This window comes from Shinella sp. GW821-FHT11G07 (assembly GCF_058808115.1).
Map to the genome: position 1 here is coordinate 290,344 of NZ_JBXARJ010000001.1, position 18,289 is coordinate 308,632.

Annotated in this window: 16 protein-coding genes; 6 read left to right on the forward strand and 10 right to left on the reverse strand. The window is 61.1% G+C overall.

Annotated elements, in window-relative coordinates:
• Window positions 1-13 precede the first annotated feature (13 nt).
• Entirely contained in the window at window positions 14-1,744 is a 1,731-nt protein-coding gene (locus AC1RT2_RS01305; RefSeq protein ID WP_493098738.1) for a Na/Pi cotransporter family protein, read from the reverse strand.
• Between the two features lie 42 nt (window positions 1,745-1,786).
• Complete coding sequence (gene pstS / locus AC1RT2_RS01310) at window positions 1,787-2,863, reverse strand: phosphate ABC transporter substrate-binding protein PstS (protein WP_493098740.1); 1,077 nt, start codon at window positions 2,861-2,863, stop codon at window positions 1,787-1,789.
• 264 nt (window positions 2,864-3,127) lie between these two features.
• Between pstS and AC1RT2_RS01315 the strand changes: the two genes are divergently transcribed.
• From AC1RT2_RS01315 to AC1RT2_RS01330, 4 genes are all read left to right on the forward strand, one after another.
• Window positions 3,128-3,934 carry a 3-hydroxybutyrate dehydrogenase gene (locus AC1RT2_RS01315; protein WP_493098742.1) on the forward strand — a complete coding sequence of 269 codons (807 nt, stop codon included), beginning with the start codon at window positions 3,128-3,130 and terminating at the stop codon, window positions 3,932-3,934.
• Between the two features lie 40 nt (window positions 3,935-3,974).
• Window positions 3,975-4,718: an acetoacetate decarboxylase gene (locus AC1RT2_RS01320; RefSeq protein WP_493098744.1), complete on the forward strand. Its 744-nt coding sequence runs from the start codon at window positions 3,975-3,977 to the stop codon at window positions 4,716-4,718.
• Window positions 4,719-4,729: 11 nt separating this feature from the next.
• Window positions 4,730-5,902, forward strand: a complete 1,173-nt coding sequence (locus AC1RT2_RS01325) for a patatin-like phospholipase family protein (RefSeq protein WP_493098746.1) — start codon at window positions 4,730-4,732, stop codon at window positions 5,900-5,902.
• Between the two features lie 133 nt (window positions 5,903-6,035).
• Entirely contained in the window at window positions 6,036-6,314 is a 279-nt protein-coding gene (locus AC1RT2_RS01330; protein ID WP_493098749.1) for an amphi-Trp domain-containing protein, read from the forward strand.
• A gap of 164 nt (window positions 6,315-6,478) precedes the next feature.
• On the opposite strand, the gene AC1RT2_RS01335 is transcribed toward AC1RT2_RS01330, so the two are convergent.
• Window positions 6,479-8,809, reverse strand: a complete 2,331-nt coding sequence (locus AC1RT2_RS01335) for a mechanosensitive ion channel family protein (protein WP_493098751.1) — start codon at window positions 8,807-8,809, stop codon at window positions 6,479-6,481.
• A 272-nt stretch (window positions 8,810-9,081) separates the two neighbouring features.
• Window positions 9,082-9,831 (reverse strand): SDR family oxidoreductase, encoded by a 750-nt coding sequence (locus AC1RT2_RS01340; protein ID WP_069062798.1) that lies wholly within the window; start codon window positions 9,829-9,831, stop codon window positions 9,082-9,084.
• 109 nt (window positions 9,832-9,940) lie between these two features.
• Here AC1RT2_RS01340 and AC1RT2_RS01345 point away from each other — a divergent pair, with 109 nt between their 5' ends.
• Window positions 9,941-10,846, forward strand: coding sequence for a LysR family transcriptional regulator (locus AC1RT2_RS01345; protein ID WP_493098753.1), 906 nt, complete (start codon window positions 9,941-9,943; stop codon window positions 10,844-10,846).
• Window positions 10,847-10,943: 97 nt separating this feature from the next.
• Here the strand turns inward: AC1RT2_RS01345 and AC1RT2_RS01350 are convergent, their stop codons facing one another.
• Window positions 10,944-12,968 (reverse strand): methyl-accepting chemotaxis protein, encoded by a 2,025-nt coding sequence (locus tag AC1RT2_RS01350; protein WP_493098755.1) that lies wholly within the window; start codon window positions 12,966-12,968, stop codon window positions 10,944-10,946.
• A gap of 389 nt (window positions 12,969-13,357) precedes the next feature.
• Entirely contained in the window at window positions 13,358-14,248 is an 891-nt protein-coding gene (locus AC1RT2_RS01355) for a dihydrodipicolinate synthase family protein (protein ID WP_493098757.1), read from the reverse strand.
• 213 nt (window positions 14,249-14,461) lie between these two features.
• Here AC1RT2_RS01355 and recX point away from each other — a divergent pair, with 213 nt between their 5' ends.
• On the forward strand, window positions 14,462-15,016 hold the full coding sequence (recX, locus tag AC1RT2_RS01360; protein WP_493099545.1) for a recombination regulator RecX: 555 nt from the start codon (window positions 14,462-14,464) through the stop codon (window positions 15,014-15,016).
• Between the two features lie 13 nt (window positions 15,017-15,029).
• Here the strand turns inward: recX and AC1RT2_RS01365 are convergent, their stop codons facing one another.
• The 4 genes from AC1RT2_RS01365 to AC1RT2_RS01380 all read right to left on the reverse strand — a co-directional run bounded on the left by AC1RT2_RS01365 (window position 15,030) and on the right by AC1RT2_RS01380 (window position 18,226).
• Window positions 15,030-15,326 (reverse strand): putative quinol monooxygenase, encoded by a 297-nt coding sequence (locus AC1RT2_RS01365; RefSeq protein ID WP_493098759.1) that lies wholly within the window; start codon window positions 15,324-15,326, stop codon window positions 15,030-15,032.
• Between the two features lie 1,179 nt (window positions 15,327-16,505).
• Window positions 16,506-16,724 (reverse strand): hypothetical protein, encoded by a 219-nt coding sequence (locus AC1RT2_RS01370; RefSeq protein WP_493098761.1) that lies wholly within the window; start codon window positions 16,722-16,724, stop codon window positions 16,506-16,508.
• Window positions 16,725-17,168: 444 nt separating this feature from the next.
• A complete protein-coding gene (locus AC1RT2_RS01375; RefSeq protein WP_493098763.1) occupies window positions 17,169-17,402 on the reverse strand; it encodes a PPC domain-containing DNA-binding protein in 234 nt (77 codons plus the stop codon).
• Window positions 17,403-17,548: 146 nt separating this feature from the next.
• Window positions 17,549-18,226, reverse strand: coding sequence for a TetR/AcrR family transcriptional regulator (locus AC1RT2_RS01380; protein WP_493098765.1), 678 nt, complete (start codon window positions 18,224-18,226; stop codon window positions 17,549-17,551).
• Window positions 18,227-18,289: the final 63 nt, after the last annotated feature.

The window sequence follows — 18,289 nt, forward strand, 5'->3', positions numbered from 1 at the left end:
CTCGTCGCAAATCCTATTCGGCCGGAACCGGGCTCATCCCGCCTTCGTCCATCTGCTGCTCGCGGCTTTCCTTGCGGTTGGTGGCGCGGGCGAGCACGCTCTGGCGATTGACCGACTTGCGCTCGGCATCGATGCGGCGGATGAGAATTTCCGCGCGCTCGATGGAGCCGAGCAAAGCGAGGATCGTACCGCGTTCGGCAGCACCCGCATTCGGGCCGAGTGACAGCGTGCGGGCACGCAGTTCCTCGACCTCCGGGTAGTTGGCGTGACCGGCCGGCATCTGCGGATCGGCAAGGCCATATGTCGGCAGGATGGCGCGCAGCGACGCATCGAGCTTGTCGAGCGCGGTATCGACGATCGGCTGGGCCTGGCTGCCGAATTTTTCACGCTTCACGCGGCGGGCGACCTGATGCATCGATTCCGTCAGTGCCGCGGTAAAGTCGGCCTCCTCGATCAGGCTCGCGATGAGGTCGAGCTGGTCGTAGGGCAGGTCTTCCTTCATCAGGTTGGCGGTATAGGCGCGGATGTCGCGGCTGAGAATATCGGTCGCGAGATAGTGCTCGCCAGGGTCCGACGGCGCTTTCTTGTCGCCACGCGCGATGCCGAGGAACATGGCGCCGGCCTGGAGGTGGCGCTGGGTTTCCTGCTGGATCGCGGGAACGGCACGCGCGAAATCGTTGGAGAGCTTGCCGTCGAGGAATCGCGGGGTCGAATAATCCTCGATGTCTTCCGCGTCGGTGCGGCCGACACGCGACAGCACGCGCTCGAACACGCCGATGAAGGGGAAGAGCAACAGCGTGTTGAAGATGTTGAAGAAGGTCGAATAGAGACCCACGGCAACCGGCACCAGCGGGAACGTCTCCTTGCCATCGACCATCACGGCCACGGCCGGATCACCGCCGAACCACTGCATCGCCCATTCCAGGACGCCGATGGAGACGAAGAACAGCGGCACGGTGATGCACACGCCGATGATGTTGAAGGAGATATGGGCGTAGGCGGCACGCTTGGCATTCTTGGAAAGATTGAGCGAGGCCATCCACGAGGTGATGGTCGTGCCGAGGTCGGCACCGAGCGAGAAGGCAACGGCCGTCGTCCAGTCGAGAATGCCGGCGGCGCCGAGGCCCATGACGATACCGATCGTCGCCGAGGACGAGTGGATCATCGCGGTGACGCCAGCGGCGATCAGCACGCATTTGATCAGGTTGAAGTAGGAGTCAGCCTTCAGCGTCTGGAGCAATTCCATGACTTCCGGCAGGTTGCGCAGCGGGCGCAGGCCGCCCGTCATCAGGTTGAGACCGTAGAAGATCAGCGCGAAACCCATGCAGGCGAGCGCGATGTTGCGCACCTTCTCGCTCTTGGCGAAGCAATAGATGAGCGCGAAGATACCGCCAAGAATGAGGCCGAGCGGCCCGAGCGGCAAGGCGATGAGGCCATTGCCGAGCGTCGTGCCGATATTGGCGCCCATGATGACGCTGATCGCTGGCCGGAGCCCGACGACACCGGCATTAACGAGACCGACCACCATGACGGTCATCGCCGTCGAGGACTGGATGACGCCCGTGATGAAGGTGCCGGCGAGCACGCCCTTGACCGGCGTGCCGGCGGCTCTCGCGAGGAACGCGCGCATCTTGTTGACGGAGAGGGCCTGGATGCCGTTGGCCATGAATTCAAGGCCGAGCATGAAGATGCCCAGGCCGCCGATGACCGGCACGAGGATGTCCTTGAAGATATTTATTTCCATGGGAAAACTCGTTTCTATTGGAGCAAATGCAGGTTCTGGCGCCTAGTTGTTCACGAAGCCCAGATTCGCGGTCCAGTACGCTTCGATCTTGCCGGCCAGCGCCGGCGACACGGGGATGTAGCCGAGCGCGCTCGCCTCATCGCCGCCACGGCTGAAGGCGACGCGGAAGAGATCGAGCACGCGGTTGATACGCCCTTCTCCGCGGTCCTTCGGCACGACCGCATAGGTGACGACCGTCATCGGATAGGCCTTTTCACCCGCAGCTTCGGCGGCATCGGCGGCAGAACCCGTCGTGCCGTCCCAGGTGGCCGTCTCCAGGCCCGCCTGGAAGGCCTCCGGGCTTGGCCGGATGAACGTGCCGGCCTGGTTTTGCAGCGAAACAAAGGGCAGGCCGAGGCGCACGACCTGGCCATATTCGAGATAGGAAATGCTGTTCTTCGTCGTGGTCGCCAGGCTCGCGAGCCCGCCGGTACCCTTCTCGCCCTTGCCGAGCGGCCACTCGATCAGCGTGCCGGCGCCCGGCTTTTGCGCCCATTCCGGGCTGCTTTTGGAGAGGAACCCCGTGAAGGCCAGGGTCGAGCCTGATCCGTCCTCACGATGCAGAACCTCGATCGCCGCATCCGGTAGGGCGAGATCCGGGTTCAACGCCTTGATGGAGGGGTCGGACCATTTGGTGACCTTGCCGAGATAGATATCAGCAATCAAGGGGCCGGACAGGCGAAGCGCCCCGGCACCTATGCCATCGACATTGGCGACGACGACGATGCCCCCCATGACGACGGGGAACTGGAGGAGGTCGCGCGCCTTCAGTTCCTCGGCCGGCAGCGGGGCATCCGTTGCGGCAAAATCCGTCTCGATCTGACCGAGGCGCATCACGCCGGCGAGCGAGCCGACCGGCTCGTAGTCGACGCGCCAGTCCGGTGACGTGAAGTCGCCGCCATCCGTGCGCGTCGCCTCGTAATCATGCGACCAGAGCTGGATGATCGGCGCGGCAAAGGTCGATCCGGCACCAAGAATGGGCTCCGCATGGACGCTCGCGGCGGAAAAAATTACAGCGCCAAGCAACAGCGCAAACCTGCTCCACACATTGCGGGCAAGGGGTTGGAATGCATTCATCATGAATCTCCCCTCGTCAATGCGCACCTTCAGACAACGGGAAGCCGCCCCGACAGTCATCACCGACTGCCAGGCGCGAAAATGCGCATGACCATAAGACGTAAATTAGCAAACTGCGTTTTCAGCCATTCTTTACTATTAAGTTTGCTTGACGGGCACATGACAATATTAGCGGCATCGCCACAATCGCTCCGAGACGACTGTCATCTGCGTGAAATGTCGGCGTGCTCCAAACCACGCCACGCGCCACGTCCGATGGAGATCCCGATGAACGACGCATCCCAGCCGAAAACCCTCAGCAACCGAACGGCCATCGTCACCGGCTCGACCAGCGGCATTGGCCTTGCCATCGCCCGCCGTTTCGCCGCTGCGGGGGCGAACATCGTCATCAACGGGCTGGGTGATGCGGCCGCAATCGAGGCAGAGCGCGCCGGCATCGAGGCGGATTATGGCGTGCGCTGCCTGTATTCGCCGGCCAACATGCTTTCCGGCAGCGAAATCGGCGAGATGGTGAAACTCGCACTCAACACATTTGGACGCTGCGACATCCTCGTCAACAATGCGGGCATCCAGCATGTCGCGCCGATCGAGGAATTTCCCGATGATAAATGGCAGGCGATCATCCAGATCAACCTCGTCGCCGCGTTCCATACCATCAAGGCTGCACTGCCGGCGATGAAAGAGCATGGCTTCGGCCGTATCATCAATGTCGCCTCTGCCCATGCGCTCGTCGCCTCGCCGTACAAATCCGCCTATGTGGCAGCCAAGCACGGCATTGCCGGCCTGACAAAAACCGTCGCGCTGGAAGCCGCCACCAATGGCGTCACGGTCAACGCCATTTGCCCCGGCTATGTCTGGACGCCGCTCGTCGAAAAACAGATCCCCGACACGATGGCCGCACGCGGGCTTACCAAGGAGCAGGTCATCCATGACGTGCTGCTCGAGGCCCAGCCGACGAAGCAGTTCGTCACGGTCGAGCAAGTCGCCGGCCTCGCCCTCTACCTCGCCAGCGAGGAGGCGGCCTCGATGACCGGTGCGATCCTTTCGCTCGACGGCGGCTGGACGGCGCACTGATCGTCGCCCACCCTATTTTTCTCCTGTAGGAATCAATGACATGAAGGCCACCGACGTCCGCAACGCCTACGCCATGCCGCTGACGAACCCCGCCTATCCGCCGGGTCCCTACCGCTTCATCGATCGGGAATATGTCATCATCAGCTACCGGACGGATCCCGATGCGCTGCGCGCCGTGGTGCCGGAGCCGCTGGAGATCATCGATCCCATCGTCAAATACGAGTTCATCAAGATGCCGGACTCCACCGGTTTTGGCGACTACACGGAATCCGGCCAGGTCATCCCGGTTCGCTTCGAGGGTGAAGAAGGCGTCTACGTGCACGCCATGTATCTCGACGACGACGCGCCCATCGCCGGCGGGCGGGAAATCTGGGGCTTTCCCAAGAAGCTCGCTTTTCCCAAGCTCGTGCACGAGGGCGAGGTGATCGTCGGTACGTTGCACTACGGCTCCGTGCTCTGCGCCAGCGCCACCATGGGCTACAAGCACCGTACGCTCGACGTCGCCGAGGTTGCCCATTCGCTCGCCAAACCGAATTTCCTCGTCAAGATCATCCCGCATGTCGACGCGACACCTCGCATCTGCGAACTGGTGCGCTATCATCTCGAGGACATCGCGGTGAAGGGCGCCTGGATGGGACCGGCCGACCTGCAGCTCTTCCGCCACGTCATCGCCGACGTCGCCCGCCTGCCCGTGCTGGAGGTTGTCTCGGCGGTGCATTTCGTCGCCGACCTCACATTGGGGCTCGGCGAGGTGGTGCACGACTACATGGGCGAACCAGGTTGAAGGACGAGATCATGGACAAGCAGGTCAGATTGCAGCCGAAGCGCAAATCCGAAACGCCCGATATCGCCGATGTCGTCGGCGGCTATCCGGCGGTGGGCCTCGTCTTTCAGGGCGGTGGCGCGCTTGGCGCCTATCAGGCCGGCGTCTTTCAGGCGCTCGATGAAGCCGGTATCGAGGCGAACTGGCTGTCCGGCGTCTCGATCGGCGCGGTGAATGCCGCGATCATCGCCGGCAACATCAAGGGCAACCGGCTCGATCGGCTGCGCGACTTCTGGGAGACGATTTCCGCCCGCAAGATCTGGCACTTCACGCCGGAAGGCGATGTCTTCCGCAAGATGCGCAACCAGGCCAGCGCCATGATGACGATGACATCGGGCCTGCCCGGTTTCTTTTCCCCCCACCAGATCAATCCCTGGTTCCAGCCGCCGGGTGCCTCCACGGCGACCAGCTTCTACGATGCATCCGAACTGAAAACCACGTTGAACCGCCTGATCGACTGGGACGTCCTGAACGACCGCCGCCAGCGGCTCAGTGTCGGTGCCGTCAATGTGCAGACCGGCAACTACCGCTATTTCGACAGTCATATCGAGGGGCTCGGCCCCGAGCATGTCATGGCGTCCGGAGCGCTGCCACCCGCCTTCCCCGCCGTGCTGATCGAGAACGAATATTACTGGGACGGCGGCATCGTCTCCAACACGCCGCTGCAATACCTGCTCGAGCAGGAGGACGTGCGCGATACGCTTGTCTTTCAGGTCGACCTTTTCAGCGCGCGCGGCATCCTGCCCCGCGACATGGCGGATGTGCTCGCCCGGCATAAGGACATCCTCTATTCCAGCCGTACGCGTAACAACACGGACACGTTCCGCCGTATCCACAACCTACGCCTGAAGCTGCACCAGGCGCTGCTGCGTGTGCCCCCGGAAGCCTTGACGGACGACGACCGGGCCTTCCTCGCCGCGATGGAGGACGTGCCGCAGATCAACATCGTCCACCTTATCTACCAGCAGAAGATCTACGAGAGCGACGCCAAGGACTATGAGTTTTCCGGCACCTCGATGCGCGAACATTGGGATTCCGGCTACGAAGACACTCGCAAGACCCTGAAGCACCCCCGCTGGCTGGAAAAACCACCGGAATCCATCGGTATGACCGTCCACGACGTGCACCGAGATGACCCAAGATAAATCAGCAATATAAATCCTGAATGAAAGATAAATATAAAGAATAGTTTGTCACGAACTTAAATTTATACGGTCATAACCGCATTACAAATCCATGTTCTTATTAAAATGCCAACTCTTAAACAGGAGAGAGAACATGGATGCCAATCGCGAAATCGAAAAAGACTATTCGCTGACGGAATTTGTTGCTGAACTCCGCCGTCTGGCAGACACGCTGGAATCGAACGAGCGCTTCTCGATCCAGATCGACGAAGAAGACGTCCAGGTCCCCGAGCACGCCATCGCTTCGATCGCCTACGAGATCGAAGACGGGCGCGCCGAAATCGAATTCCAGCTGACCTGGGAAGCCGGTGAAGCCGAAGGCGAGGTCGAGAATGACAAGGACGAAGACGAGAGCGAAGAAGCCGCAGCCTAAGGCCGGTCGAGCTTCACACGGACAGCATTGAAGACTGCCGAACCCTGTGGCGACACCGCCGCAGGGTTTTTCCATCCAGATCGACCATTGACGCAAGCGCGGTTGCGGGGCGACCTGCCCTGGAAACGCGTACATGTGTGGGCGACCGGTCCGGTTTCTACCAATCAGGCGCTCGCCCCATTGGCAGCCGCTAGCGCCTCCTGGCGCCGGCGATGGGCTTCGGCGACAGCCGCGTCGGCATCGGCATCGCTATGGTGCCCGCCGACCTGAACGGTCGGAGACGCGAACTGGATGCCGTTCGCTTTGAAGTCCAGCTTGATGCGGTTCATGATCTCGCGGCGGATCATGAACTGCTCGCCCGGCTTTGTAGTGAAGCCGACGCGCACGATGATAGCGTATTCGCCGAACTCCCCCACGCCTTTCATCTTCAGCGGCTCCAGCAGGCTTTCCTTGTATTCGGGCTTCTCGGCGATATCCGTCCCGATACGCTTGATGACCTTGCGCAGTTTCTCAAGGTCGGTGTCATAGGGAACGGAGATGTTGAACTTGGTCACCGACCAGTCGCGGCTCATGTTCTGCACTGCGCCGAGCTCGCCGAAGGGCACGGTGGTAAGCGGTCCGCGGTGATGGCGCAGCTTGACCGAACGCAGCGAGAAGCTCTCGACCACGCCCTTATATTTGCCGGTCTCGATATATTCGCCGATGCGGAAGGCGTCGTCCCACAGATAGAAAATGCCCGAGATCAGGTCCTTGACGATGGTCTGGGCGCCGAAGCCGATGGCGACGCCCGCCACGCCGGCACCGGCGATCAGCGGGCCGATGTCGACGCCAAGGCTGGTCAAAGCCATCATGACGGCCACGATGGCGAGGGTTATCGAAAGCATGTTGCGCAGGATCGGCAGCAGCGTACGGATGCGGGCGTTGCGGCTACGCTCCTCATCGCTCACGCGGCGACCAACCGGCTCGTTGGCCATGCGTGCGGAAATGTCGGACTTGACGAACTGCCAGAGGATGTCGGCGACCAGAAGAACGGCAATCGCCTGGGTGACGGCATGGGCGACGCGGCTGACCACCGTATCGCCGGACCCCATCATCATGCCGGCGGCATCGACACCCGCGACGGACGCGACCCACCAGGCGGAGAGGATAATCACGAGCGCGCGCGCCCCTCGTTCACCGATGACGAAGCCCATGCTGGTCGGGCGCATGGTCTCGCTTCCGCCATGCAGGCGGGCGACGACCGCCGTCGTCAGCCGCAGGGCGGGTGGCAACAGGAGGGCGACCACGCCGCCCCAGAACAACAGGCGCAGCCCCGCTATCCACACGACCAGGAGCAGGATGAAAGCCACTGTCGCCAGCCAGGACCAGATCTTGCGGGCGGTTTCGCTGTGGTCGGCTCGATACGGTCGGCGCCAGAACGCATCGACGGCGATGACGAAGAGGGCCAGATCGAAGGCGAAGATGACGAGCAGCAACGCGCCCTGCGAGAAGCCGAACAGCCGCATGAGTTCCACCACCGTCCAGCCGGCGATGAAGACACGCAAGCCCCGCTGGAAACGGGAGAACCAGTAACGGACGCGCTCCGGCGTCACGCGCGGCTGCACACTGACGTCACCATCCGGCTCGGGCATCGCTGCCTGCACTGAAGCGGTTCCTTCAGGCACGACCGACGCAGCCTTGCTTTCGGAAGCAACGGCCAGTTCGGGGGGCATCTCACCTGCCGGCGCGATCTCCGCTGAGACAGGCGACACCTCTGGCGGCGCCTCCGCCGCCGGCAGCACACGCCCAACCGGTTGTTCGAGTAGCCAGACGATGTAAGCCCCGAGAAGACCGGAAAACCGGATGACAATGGCCGCTATGGCCAGAATGAGCGCGGTACGCGCCAAAAGCGGCGGCCAGGCAACGAGGGCAAGCGGCAGCAAGGCGCCGAGCGCAAAACAGATGGCCTGGCCACAGGCATGAAGGCCGATTGGCACCACGCCGACCGGGTCGGCCATCGGTCCCGCCGCCTGACGGCGCCAGTGGCGGGCCGACAGATGGTTGAACAACCGCTCCGCGCCGATGGCAAGCAAGGGCACGAGAAGCAGCAGCAGGAAGAAACGCAACGGGCCGCGCTGGGTGACTTCGGCCTCAAGCCTGGTCATGGCCGTCTTTGCGCCAGGCCCGAACTCCATGCCGCCTTGCATGGCAGTGTCGATCCTTTCCTGGATCAGGCCGAGCTTTTCCGCAACATAGCCCGACTGCATATCAGCTTCGGCGCCAGCGACCGGCGTCTGGTCGGTCTTGCTTTCGTTCGCCTTGGTTTCCCCTGCCTGGGCACTGTTGAGCCAGGCAGCGACATCAGGATCGGCAAGCAGCCGCGAAATCTCGCGCAGCTTGTCGGCCGGTGGTGTCCCGACCTCCTGCGCTTGTGCAGGAAAGGCAAAGCCGATGAGAATCAGGATGATCGCAATGCAAGCGGCCTTGCAATGCAGGATGGTGCGGACTGTCGTCATGGCTTTCGAAACCTCCCCACCTGCAACCTGCGAAGCCGGGCGGAAGATGGTCCGACGACTTCATGAACGTGTCATGGATATGCGACGTCGATGTTACGTTGGCGCAGGGGGTTTTGTTTCAGCTCTTTTGGGTAGAATTCTAAAAGCCATCACGCCTCCCCTGCGCGACCGCCATCCAATTATTTCATCATGTTGACTGGCCGCGCAAGCCCGCATTGTGCCGATGGTAAGCGAATGAAACTGCCTGCCATCGGCATGCCAGCCTGACCCGCCTACAGCGTGCCCATGCCGCCATCGATCATGATCTCGCTGCCGACGGTGTAGGCCGCCTCGTCGGATGCGAGAAAGACCACGGTCTTGGCGATTTCGGACGGCGTGCCGAACCGGCCGGCCGGGACGAGACCCTTGATATTTTCGGCGACGGTCTTCAAGTCCGTCTCGCTGAAACCGAGTTTGCCGTAGAGCGGCGTCGAGACAGGCCCCGGGGAAACCGCATTGACGCGGATGCCGCGGCTGATCAATTCGCCCGACAGCGTGCGGATGAGCGATTGCAGCGCCGCCTTCGAGGCCCCGTAGACGCTGGAATTGGGCATGCCTATATGGGCATTGACCGAAGTGTTGAGCACGATCGACGCGGGATTGGCGAGGATCGGCAGAAGTGCCTGGATCAGGAAATACGGGCCTTTGACATTGATGTCGAAGACGCGGTCGAAGCCCGCCTCATCCCAGGCATCGAGCGGCTTCAGCAGGGCAATGCCGGCGTTGACGAAGAGGATGTCGAGGCCACCGAAGGCCTCCTCGATGGCTGTCGCCACCTGTTTCTGGCCGATGACATCGGCGGCATCGGACTTGATGACCAGCACGCCGTCGCCGAGTTCCTTGCGAGCGGCCTCCAATGTCTCCGGATTGGTGCCGGTGACAGCGACACGCGCGCCTTCAGCGAGAAACTGACGCGCCGTCTCCAGGCCGATGCCGCTGGTGCCGCCAGTGATGAGAGCGCGTTTGCCTTTGAGCCTGTCCATGGTGGTGTTCCTTGTCGTGGGGGTTGGGTTGTTGAAGCGGACTATGGCGCAGGCCGAACGTTCGCACTACAATGCAGAATGAGAACCTGTCTTCCGGAAAAGCCGAATAATGAAACTCGACGGCATAACAAGTTTTGTGGCGGTTGCCGAAGCGGGCTCCATCAGCGAGGCGGCGCGGACATTACGGCTGTCGAAGTCGGTGGTGAGCGAGCGGCTGGCTGAACTGGAGCGCAGCCTCGGCGCGACGCTGCTCCACCGAACAACCCGCCGCATGTCGGTGACGGAGGACGGCGCCGCCTTTCTCGAACGCGCCCGGCGGATCCTGCGCGAAGTGGCGGAAGCGGCGACGGATCTTGCCGAGCGGCGCGGGACCCTCGCCGGCCCGATGCGCATTTCGGCACCCGTCACCTTCGGCCGGCTGCATCTGGGGCCGGCACTGTATCCATTCCTTGCCGCCAATCCCAAGATCGAGATGTCGCTCGATGTCGACGACCGCCGTGTCGATATCGCCTCCGGCGTCTATGACGGAGTGGTGCGCCACGGGGTGATCGAGGACTCCCGGCTGATGGTGTGGCGCCTCGCGCCCAGCCGCCGCATGCTCGTGGCCTCGAACGACTACCTCGCCCGTCACGGCATGCCGACAACGACAGCCGAACTCGACGCGCACAAGGGCATTTTCTACACGAACAGGGGCATTGCGGACTGGCGTTTCGCTACCCCCACCGGGGTCGAGATCATTCGCGCACATGTAGGACTTCGGGTCAACAACGGCGACATGCTGCGGGATGCAGCGATTGCCGGCCTTGGCATCGCCCTGCTCCCCCTCTTCATCGCCGGGCCGGACATTCGGGCCGGAAACCTGACGGTGGTTGATGTTGGCGTCCGCCCCACGCCGGAATTCATCTACCTCGCCCATCCGGAAGGCCGCCGGCCACCCGCCAAGCTGCGCGCCCTGGCGGACCACCTCAAGGCGGCCTTCGGCGATCCGCCCTATTGGGAAGAGGGGATCGTCTGACGCTCGCGTCAACACATGCAAAAAACCCACCCGCGAATGCCGCGGGTGGGTTCCTCTTTCAAGAACCTGCCGTTTCCCGAAGGAAAGGATTTTCGCCTCAGAATTCCTCCCAGTCGTTCTTCGCGGCAAGGGCCGCGTTGCCGTTGAAGGCGGAGGCGACCTTGCGGCCAAGGGCGCGCGCGGGAGAGGCGTAGGCGGCATCCGCCGGCCGGGCAGACCGGACTGAAGCGGCCTGGGGCGAGGCAGCACCCTCCACACGGAACTGGCTGACGAGTTCCCGCAGGCGGACCGCTTCGTTGGCAAGCGTGTTGGAGGCAGCGTTCGACTGCTCCACCATCGCGGCATTCTGCTGTGTCGTCTGGTCCATGGCGTTGACCGCGACATTGACCTCGGCCAGCCCGACGGACTGTTCTTTCGCCGACGTCGCGATCGATTCCATATGCGCATTGATCTCGACGATGAAGGCGCTGATGGTCTTCAGCGCCGAACCGGCATCCCGCACCAACTTCACGCCGTTCCCGACTTCCGTAGAAGAGTTGTGGATCAGTCCCTTGATCTCCTTGGCCGCCTGGGCAGAGCGTTGGGCAAGCTCGCGCACTTCCTGGGCAACGACGGCAAAGCCCTTGCCGGCCTCGCCCGCACGCGCGGCTTCCACGCCGGCATTCAGCGCGAGAAGATTGGTCTGGAAGGCGATTTCGTCGATGACGCCGATGATGTTGGAAATCTGCTGCGAGCTTTCCTCAATCTTGCGCATCGCTTCTTCCGCATGGGAAACCACTTCAGCGGATTCGGCGGCCGAATGGTTCGCACGGCTTGCGACGTTCTTCGCCTCCTCGGTCCGCTTCGAGGAATTGGCCACGTTGACGGTGATTTCATCGAGGGCCGCCGCCGTTTCCTCCAGTGAGGCTGCCTGCTGCTCGGTGCGCCGGGAAAGATCGTCCGTACCGGAGGCAATCTCGCGCGTGCCGCTGTCGAGCGTCGCGATGGAGCCGGAAATCTCCCCGAGCGTCGTGCCGAGCTGGCCGACCGACCGGTTGAAATCGTGCCGCAGCGCCTCGAAATCCTGCGCGAAGGCCTCGTTGAGCTGGAAGGCAAGATCCCCGCCCGCCAGGCGCTTCAGGCCGGCGGCGAGACCCGACGTCGCAATGCGCAGCCGCTCGGCCGCGTCGGCCTCGGCTTTCTCCTGCACGGCAATGCGTTCGGCTTCCACCCGTTTGCGGCTCTCTTCGGCTTCCTGCTCCAGCCGCCTGTTGGCAATGGCGCCCTGGCGGAACACCTCAAGTGCCTTGCCCATGTCGCCGATTTCGTCGTCGTTCTTCGCAAGGCCAATTTGCGTGTCCAGCTCCCCGTTTGCGACCAGCCCCATCGACTTGCGCAGCATATCCATGCCGCCAATGATGCGTTTGAAGGTGACGATGCCGACGATGGCGAGCATCAGCACAAGCGCGGACATGGCGATGGTGATGAGAGTCCAGTAGAACGAGGCGCGCACGTTTGCCTCGTCGACGGCACCCTGGGTGCGCTGCTCCAGCTTCACGAAGAAGCCGTCGACAGGCTTCATGATCTGCGCCTTGAAGGCGTGGTAATCGGGCGAATTCAACATCGCCGTTGCCTTCGCCTTGGCCTCCGGGCCAAGCGTAGCGATATTGTCCACGAGGGCCATCGCCTCGGTCTCGATCTTGACCAGTGCATCGGAACGCTTGCTGGCTTCGTCCAGCAGGGCGAATTCCTCGTCGGTGAAGCCGGCCTGTTTCATCAGGTCGTGCATGGAAACGGCAGCATCGTCAGGACGGGGCTTGGCTTCGCCACCTGCAACGAAATCCCAGTAGATCCGGTGATAGTCCTGCGGGCGCGCGCGCGTTCCGTTGCGGATTTCGATGACGGCGTTGTACTGGTCCTTGAACGACGGATCACCGGTCTCGGCGTAGGTTCGCACAAGGCGGGTCAGATCGTCGGAAGACTGACGGAAGCCGTCGGCCAGCAGATAGGATTTGTATTTCTGGTCATACGCGCTGGTGACGTCGCCGGCCGCGCCGGCATAACCCCACAGGCTGCCGACAAGCCCCGCGATCGCGACGCCCGTTGCCGATGCGAGGACGATGAATTGCGTCTTGATTCTCATGATGGACATTTCCTGGCGCGGACATGCCTCTTCTGCCGCGCCGAACTCATTTCTGACGTCATGAAGTCATGCCGCACATGAGTGCAATATCCGACCTCATCGTCGGAATACTATGAACTGGTACTTTAAATTGGTTATGGAATCGCTAATTCCGCCATCATCGGCGATTTTTACTGCACGCCCCAACCATGATTTCGGAAAATCCCAATATTCCGGCTAATTTTCAACCGTAAGTACTTTTCCTTCAAGAAATTACGCCAAGACAAGCATAAGTTTCGCAAACATACCCACGGTTTACTATCATCGCGAAAATGCTCTTTTTTGTTGTTGGTCCGTTGGTCTTTTCTGTAGCCCGAGCCACACCAGCGGCGCCAGCGCTTACCTGAACGTCACATCCGAAGGTGATCAACCGCTGCTCTCACCCGTGCGACGTCGCCGGGCTGCAAGGGCAAAACGGGCCGTGGCGGGTCGACCCGGCAGAGGTCGAGGATTTCCGCGATGGCAAACATCACGCGGAAACTGCCGAACTCCTTGAACAGGCTCCAGAGCGGCTGGAACGCCCGGTCGAGCCGCTCGGCTTCAACCCCATCGCCGGCCATAGCCGCCTGCGTGAGCGCCAGCGCTTCGGCCGGCAGGAGGCCGGCGACAACGCTGTACCAGGCATCGCCGCCCGAAAGCAGAGAGCCCGCCGCACCCCAATCGCCGCTGTAGCCAATGGCGAAATCCGCCGGCAGCCGCGCGCGCAGCCGGACGAGCTCGCCACGAAAATCGCCATCGGCCGACAGCGGCATCTTGATGGCGGCGATGTTCGGCACCTCGGCAAGCCGCATGATCAGATCGTCGCTGAAGACGAAACGCGTGGTGCCGGGATTGTTGTAGATGCAGAGCGGCAGGCCGCCCGCCGTCGCGACGGCGGACATGTGCTGGAAAACTTCTTCTTCCGTGAGCGGCGTATAGGACATGGGCGCCAGCAGTAGCCCGTCCGCGCCGGCCTTGCTGGCGTCGTGCGCCAGCATCTCGGCTTCGTCCGTGCGCAACGCGCCGACGCCGACGATGAGCGGAACCCGGCCGCCGACGCTCTCCACCGCGGCGGCCACCGCGCGACGTCGCTCCTCCCGCGAGAGAAAGGCATACCCGCCCGTACTGCCTAGAAGGCCGATAGAATGGACGCCAGCCACAACGATGCGTTCGAGCAGGCGGGCAAGCGTTGCCGTATCGACGCGTCCTGCGGTGTCCGTCGGAGTGATGGAAAAGGCCGAAAGGCCGCTGAAAAGAGTCATTGTGTGGGTCTCCTGCCGCAAATCATATAGCCCGCCGGCGATCTTGAAGGCGATCGACCACATTGTCACCGCGACAAGTCCCTCCAGCACACATCGGGTTGCAACGTCGTCGTCCGAACCTTGTGTTTCACCGGACGATCAGACTACCATTGCCGCAAATCACAACGCGGACAGACGCGATCGCAGCGACGAATGGCCGGACCCGATTCAGACGTGCAGGACGATACGACACCACCCGACACGCCGTCTCCGCGCATGCTTTCGTGGGCGCGCAATTCGGCGATCTACCGCCTCGGACGCAGCATGCATACGGAAAAGCAGCTGTTCGACGCCATTTCGCGCAAGGCGCGCGAGAAGTTCGAAGACATTAGCGATGCCCAGGTCAAGGCGCTCGCCGACTCGGCGGTGAAATTCGGTTACGACATCAGCGCCCTCGATGACCGCACCTATGCCGAGACAAGCAGCCGCTCCGGCATGCGCAGCGGAAAATCCCGGCGCGCGGTGTCGCAAAAGCTGTCACAAAAGGGCGTTGCGAAGGATATGGCAGCCGCGGCCGTCGCCGAGATCGACGATTTTTATGCAGCGGTCGTCCTTGCGCGCAAGCGCGCTTTCGGACCTTTCCGCAAAGTGCCCCTGGATGACAAACGGAAAGCCAAGGAGCTTTCCGCCTTCGCCAGGGCGGGCTTCGGTTTCGACATCGGCAAAACCATCCTGTCGATGCCGATCGAGGAGGCCGAAGAAGCCCTGGACGCGGGCCGTCACTTCTGACAACGGGGAAGGCTCAGGTCGCAGCGGTAAAAGCGTCCATTAGGATATAGGTCCCCTTCTCCCGCTGGTGGGCATCAATCTGGGGGACGAGGCGGCGGAAGTGCTCCGTCGCGCAGTGACTATCCAGCGCTGCACGATCAGGCCAGGTTTCGATGAAGATGAAGTGGCCCGGGTTCTTCTGGTCCGTAAAAAGGTCGTAGCTAACGCACAGCGGCTCCCGACGGGTGAGCTCCACAAGCTCGCGATAGAGAGGCGTCACGATGCCGATTGCCTCGGCTCGAATGAAATCCTGTGCGATGACCTTGAGCATGCCGCTGCCTTCCAATTCTCGAAATTCCCCACGAAAACGCGGCTTTCATCCGATTTTCGCGCCCTCGCAAAATAGGGGATTGTGCGAGAGCCGCAATGGCCACCTCGACAGAAGGAACGAGCCGCTCGATACCCGGCTCACGTTCGCGGTTTCCGATCTTCACTCGTTCGTTGGAGCCGAAGATTGTCGGAACCACGACGCTGAGCGTGCGCAAATCCTCCTTGATCTCGGCTCTGTCACCCTCGCGGCTGACGCGGAGCGCCCCAACAAACCCGTCATGTCGCACACCGTCTTGTTGAACGCCGCCCTACCCTCTCGGGCTCGCCGTTCTGCAAGCGCGGCTGCACATCGGTGCTGAAAGGCCTCATCACGACGGACGGCAAATGCGCGCAGCGAAATGATGTATTCGTCGAGCCGCAGTCAATCAATAGAACGAGGTCTATCTTTTCCTCGACAAAACCGCATCCGAGGATTGCGGCGGGCATCGACCGTATCTGACCCTCTACAGTGTGCCCGAATACCGACGCTCTCACTCATTTCTTGACCGGCAGACGTCAGCTCAAGCCTACTTTAACGCAGGGTTGCCAATCCTGACCGCAGCGGAAGCGAGGAGGAAATCTACCTCCGAATCCCCGAAACTGCTCAAACAAGCCGAGCCACGTTTCATTTCCTGTCGAAGCGGCATCGCGTCGGCGTAGGTAATGCAATAAAAGCAACACACTAAAGACGAGCGCCTACATGCCTATTCACCAGCCTCTCGCGCTGAAGCAGGGATTTGCGATTTCCCTGAAATCTTGAAAATCAAGGCGCTACTCTGAACTCAGCCGGGTGGCGGCAATGAACAGGTCCCTGACGAACCTTCAAAGACGGATGACGTTACCATGCGTTGTGGGTTTCCGGACTTCGGGGCCTATGGCTTCTAATCTAAGATTCACATGCCGACGGTCATCCTCCGTTCACGGTAAGGAATCACATCTCGGGGTTTTGGAGCTCTGCACCAGAAAAGCTGCAACACGCTTTAGATAAACCCGTGATGGCCTGCACTATCTTCAGCCCATCTTTTCGCGCAAGCCCATTCATGATCTACTACGATTTTACAATCTCAAACCGGCGGCTGGCAACATTTCAGGCACGCTGCGATAATCAATGAGTGATTGATACGAGATTTACACAGCAATTCTATTTAATTCTTGAGAAGGATGCCCTCAATAATTTGCCAATGTACATAACATCCTCCTGCACCGTTGCTGTTTTGAGCGCCAAATTGCCCTCTTTGTTCTGCGCGCTAACCGTGAAGGTGACGTGCGCACCCAAAGTATGCGGCTTCACAAAAAGTACTTTTTCAGAATCGAGCAATATTGGACGGTTGTCCTCTGTCGTCAATTGAAGCCATGCCATCTAATGCATCTCCCGTTTTCTCTTTCTCGACAGATCATGGTTCATGCCAGATAGAGGTTCAGTGTCGGATCGATTGGTGTCTTATAGCGTTAGAAAATTGGCTGTAAAAGAACCTTCTACCAAGAGCGAAACACGTGTGAGAATAGAAACTCGTAAGCGGCTTTCAAGCGGAGAATATAACGTAAAAATTTCCGCCTATACCCACCAAAATCTTGATGAGATAGAGGATTCATACGAAGCGGGGATCGTGATTCAAGTTATGAGTTGATTGCCTTGTATCGGCAGGCACCAAAGAGAGAACATAAATCCGCATTGTCTGGCGAAGCCAACGCCTCCTTGACGCAACGGGCATGACAATCGTCAGTTCATTGGGGCGCTTTTGTGGCCTGACCGAGCCGGTCCATTTTCGCTGATACGATGGCGTCGGAGATTCGCCGCGACCGATCATGCCAACACTTCCGATTGCGCTTCGACGGGGATAGTCGTACCGTTTCGTGTGCCGAGCTCAAAGAAGGCTACGGTCGGGCCACGGAAGGGCCCGCTCGCCGCTATAGACTGCACCGCCGCGCCCGCCCTCTTCGCGAAATTCGAAATATCCTTGAAGGCCTCATCGCCCTTGTCGAGAGCAAGGATGACGCTGCGTTCATCGATGTCTTCTGCCAGAAGTTTATGTCTCATCACCTGCCCCATTCCATGGAAAGGGAACGGGGCAAGGGCCCTTTCTATTCGGAACGCTCAGGAACGCAGATATAGAAGCCCCCATCCTCGTACCGCCCGAATCCATGGGGCGAAGAGCTATCGGCGGGGCCAGGCAAGTCACTCGCCTACCCACCAAGCTCCGTCGCCATCAGTTGGGCGATGCCGCCGAGCGTAAAGTTCGCCAGCCTGTCTGCCAGTGTCTCGTTGCTGACGTTTACGCGGTCGAGGGGTCTCAACACCTCCGTCAGGCGTTTCTCGGCAATCAGCAGCATGAAGCAGGGCGCCATGATCGACAGGGCGGCCTGGGCGACGAGCGGGTGATCCGGCGCCACGCCCATGATCTGGGAAAGGACGCAGAAAATCAGGGCTTTCTTCGGCTCCAGTTCCTCGCGGCGAAGCTTTTCGAAATGGGGCGTCGGCGCGATCAGTTCGCGCACGATCACCTTGGCCGGCCATGACGCGCTGCTTTCAGAGCGAACCACGCTGACGAGAAGGCCGATCAGCCGGCGCAGCCTGTCCTTCGGGTCCTGGTCGGCGGAAACCACCCGGGCGAGAACCTGATAGTTGACGAGCCGGCGATGCGCCTCGGCCAGCACCTCCTCATAGAGCGGTTCGATCCCGCCGAAATGGTAGTTGACGGCGGCGGCATTCGCGCCAGCGCGATGAGCAATCTCCTTCGCCGTCGCGCGGTCAAAGCCCGATTCTGCAAAGACCGCCCCTGCCGCCTCGAGCAGACTTGCCCGCGTCGCGGCGCCGTCAGGCCGTCCGCCAACCGTCGACGACCGCCTTGAACCTTTCGCCATTCCTGCTCCTCATTGACCAAATTCAAATTTAGATTTAAAATTATGATTTGACAACCCCACTTG

Coding starts and splice junctions, on each gene's coding strand:
- AC1RT2_RS01305 (WP_493098738.1), bottom strand. CDS start 1,744: ATGGAAATAAATATCTTCAAGGACATCCTCGTGCCGGTCATCGGCGGC.
- AC1RT2_RS01370 (WP_493098761.1), bottom strand. CDS start 16,724: ATGGCATGGCTTCAATTGACGACAGAGGACAACCGTCCAATATTGCTC.
- pstS (WP_493098740.1), bottom strand. CDS start 2,863: ATGATGAATGCATTCCAACCCCTTGCCCGCAATGTGTGGAGCAGGTTT.
- AC1RT2_RS01350 (WP_493098755.1), bottom strand. CDS start 12,968: ATGAGAATCAAGACGCAATTCATCGTCCTCGCATCGGCAACGGGCGTC.
- AC1RT2_RS01320 (WP_493098744.1), top strand. CDS start 3,975: ATGAAGGCCACCGACGTCCGCAACGCCTACGCCATGCCGCTGACGAAC.
- AC1RT2_RS01375 (WP_493098763.1), bottom strand. CDS start 17,402: ATGAGACATAAACTTCTGGCAGAAGACATCGATGAACGCAGCGTCATC.
- AC1RT2_RS01340 (WP_069062798.1), bottom strand. CDS start 9,831: ATGGACAGGCTCAAAGGCAAACGCGCTCTCATCACTGGCGGCACCAGC.
- AC1RT2_RS01365 (WP_493098759.1), bottom strand. CDS start 15,326: ATGCTCAAGGTCATCGCACAGGATTTCATTCGAGCCGAGGCAATCGGC.
- AC1RT2_RS01355 (WP_493098757.1), bottom strand. CDS start 14,248: ATGACTCTTTTCAGCGGCCTTTCGGCCTTTTCCATCACTCCGACGGAC.
- AC1RT2_RS01345 (WP_493098753.1), top strand. CDS start 9,941: ATGAAACTCGACGGCATAACAAGTTTTGTGGCGGTTGCCGAAGCGGGC.
- AC1RT2_RS01330 (WP_493098749.1), top strand. CDS start 6,036: ATGGATGCCAATCGCGAAATCGAAAAAGACTATTCGCTGACGGAATTT.
- AC1RT2_RS01325 (WP_493098746.1), top strand. CDS start 4,730: ATGGACAAGCAGGTCAGATTGCAGCCGAAGCGCAAATCCGAAACGCCC.
- AC1RT2_RS01380 (WP_493098765.1), bottom strand. CDS start 18,226: ATGGCGAAAGGTTCAAGGCGGTCGTCGACGGTTGGCGGACGGCCTGAC.
- AC1RT2_RS01315 (WP_493098742.1), top strand. CDS start 3,128: ATGAACGACGCATCCCAGCCGAAAACCCTCAGCAACCGAACGGCCATC.
- AC1RT2_RS01335 (WP_493098751.1), bottom strand. CDS start 8,809: ATGACGACAGTCCGCACCATCCTGCATTGCAAGGCCGCTTGCATTGCG.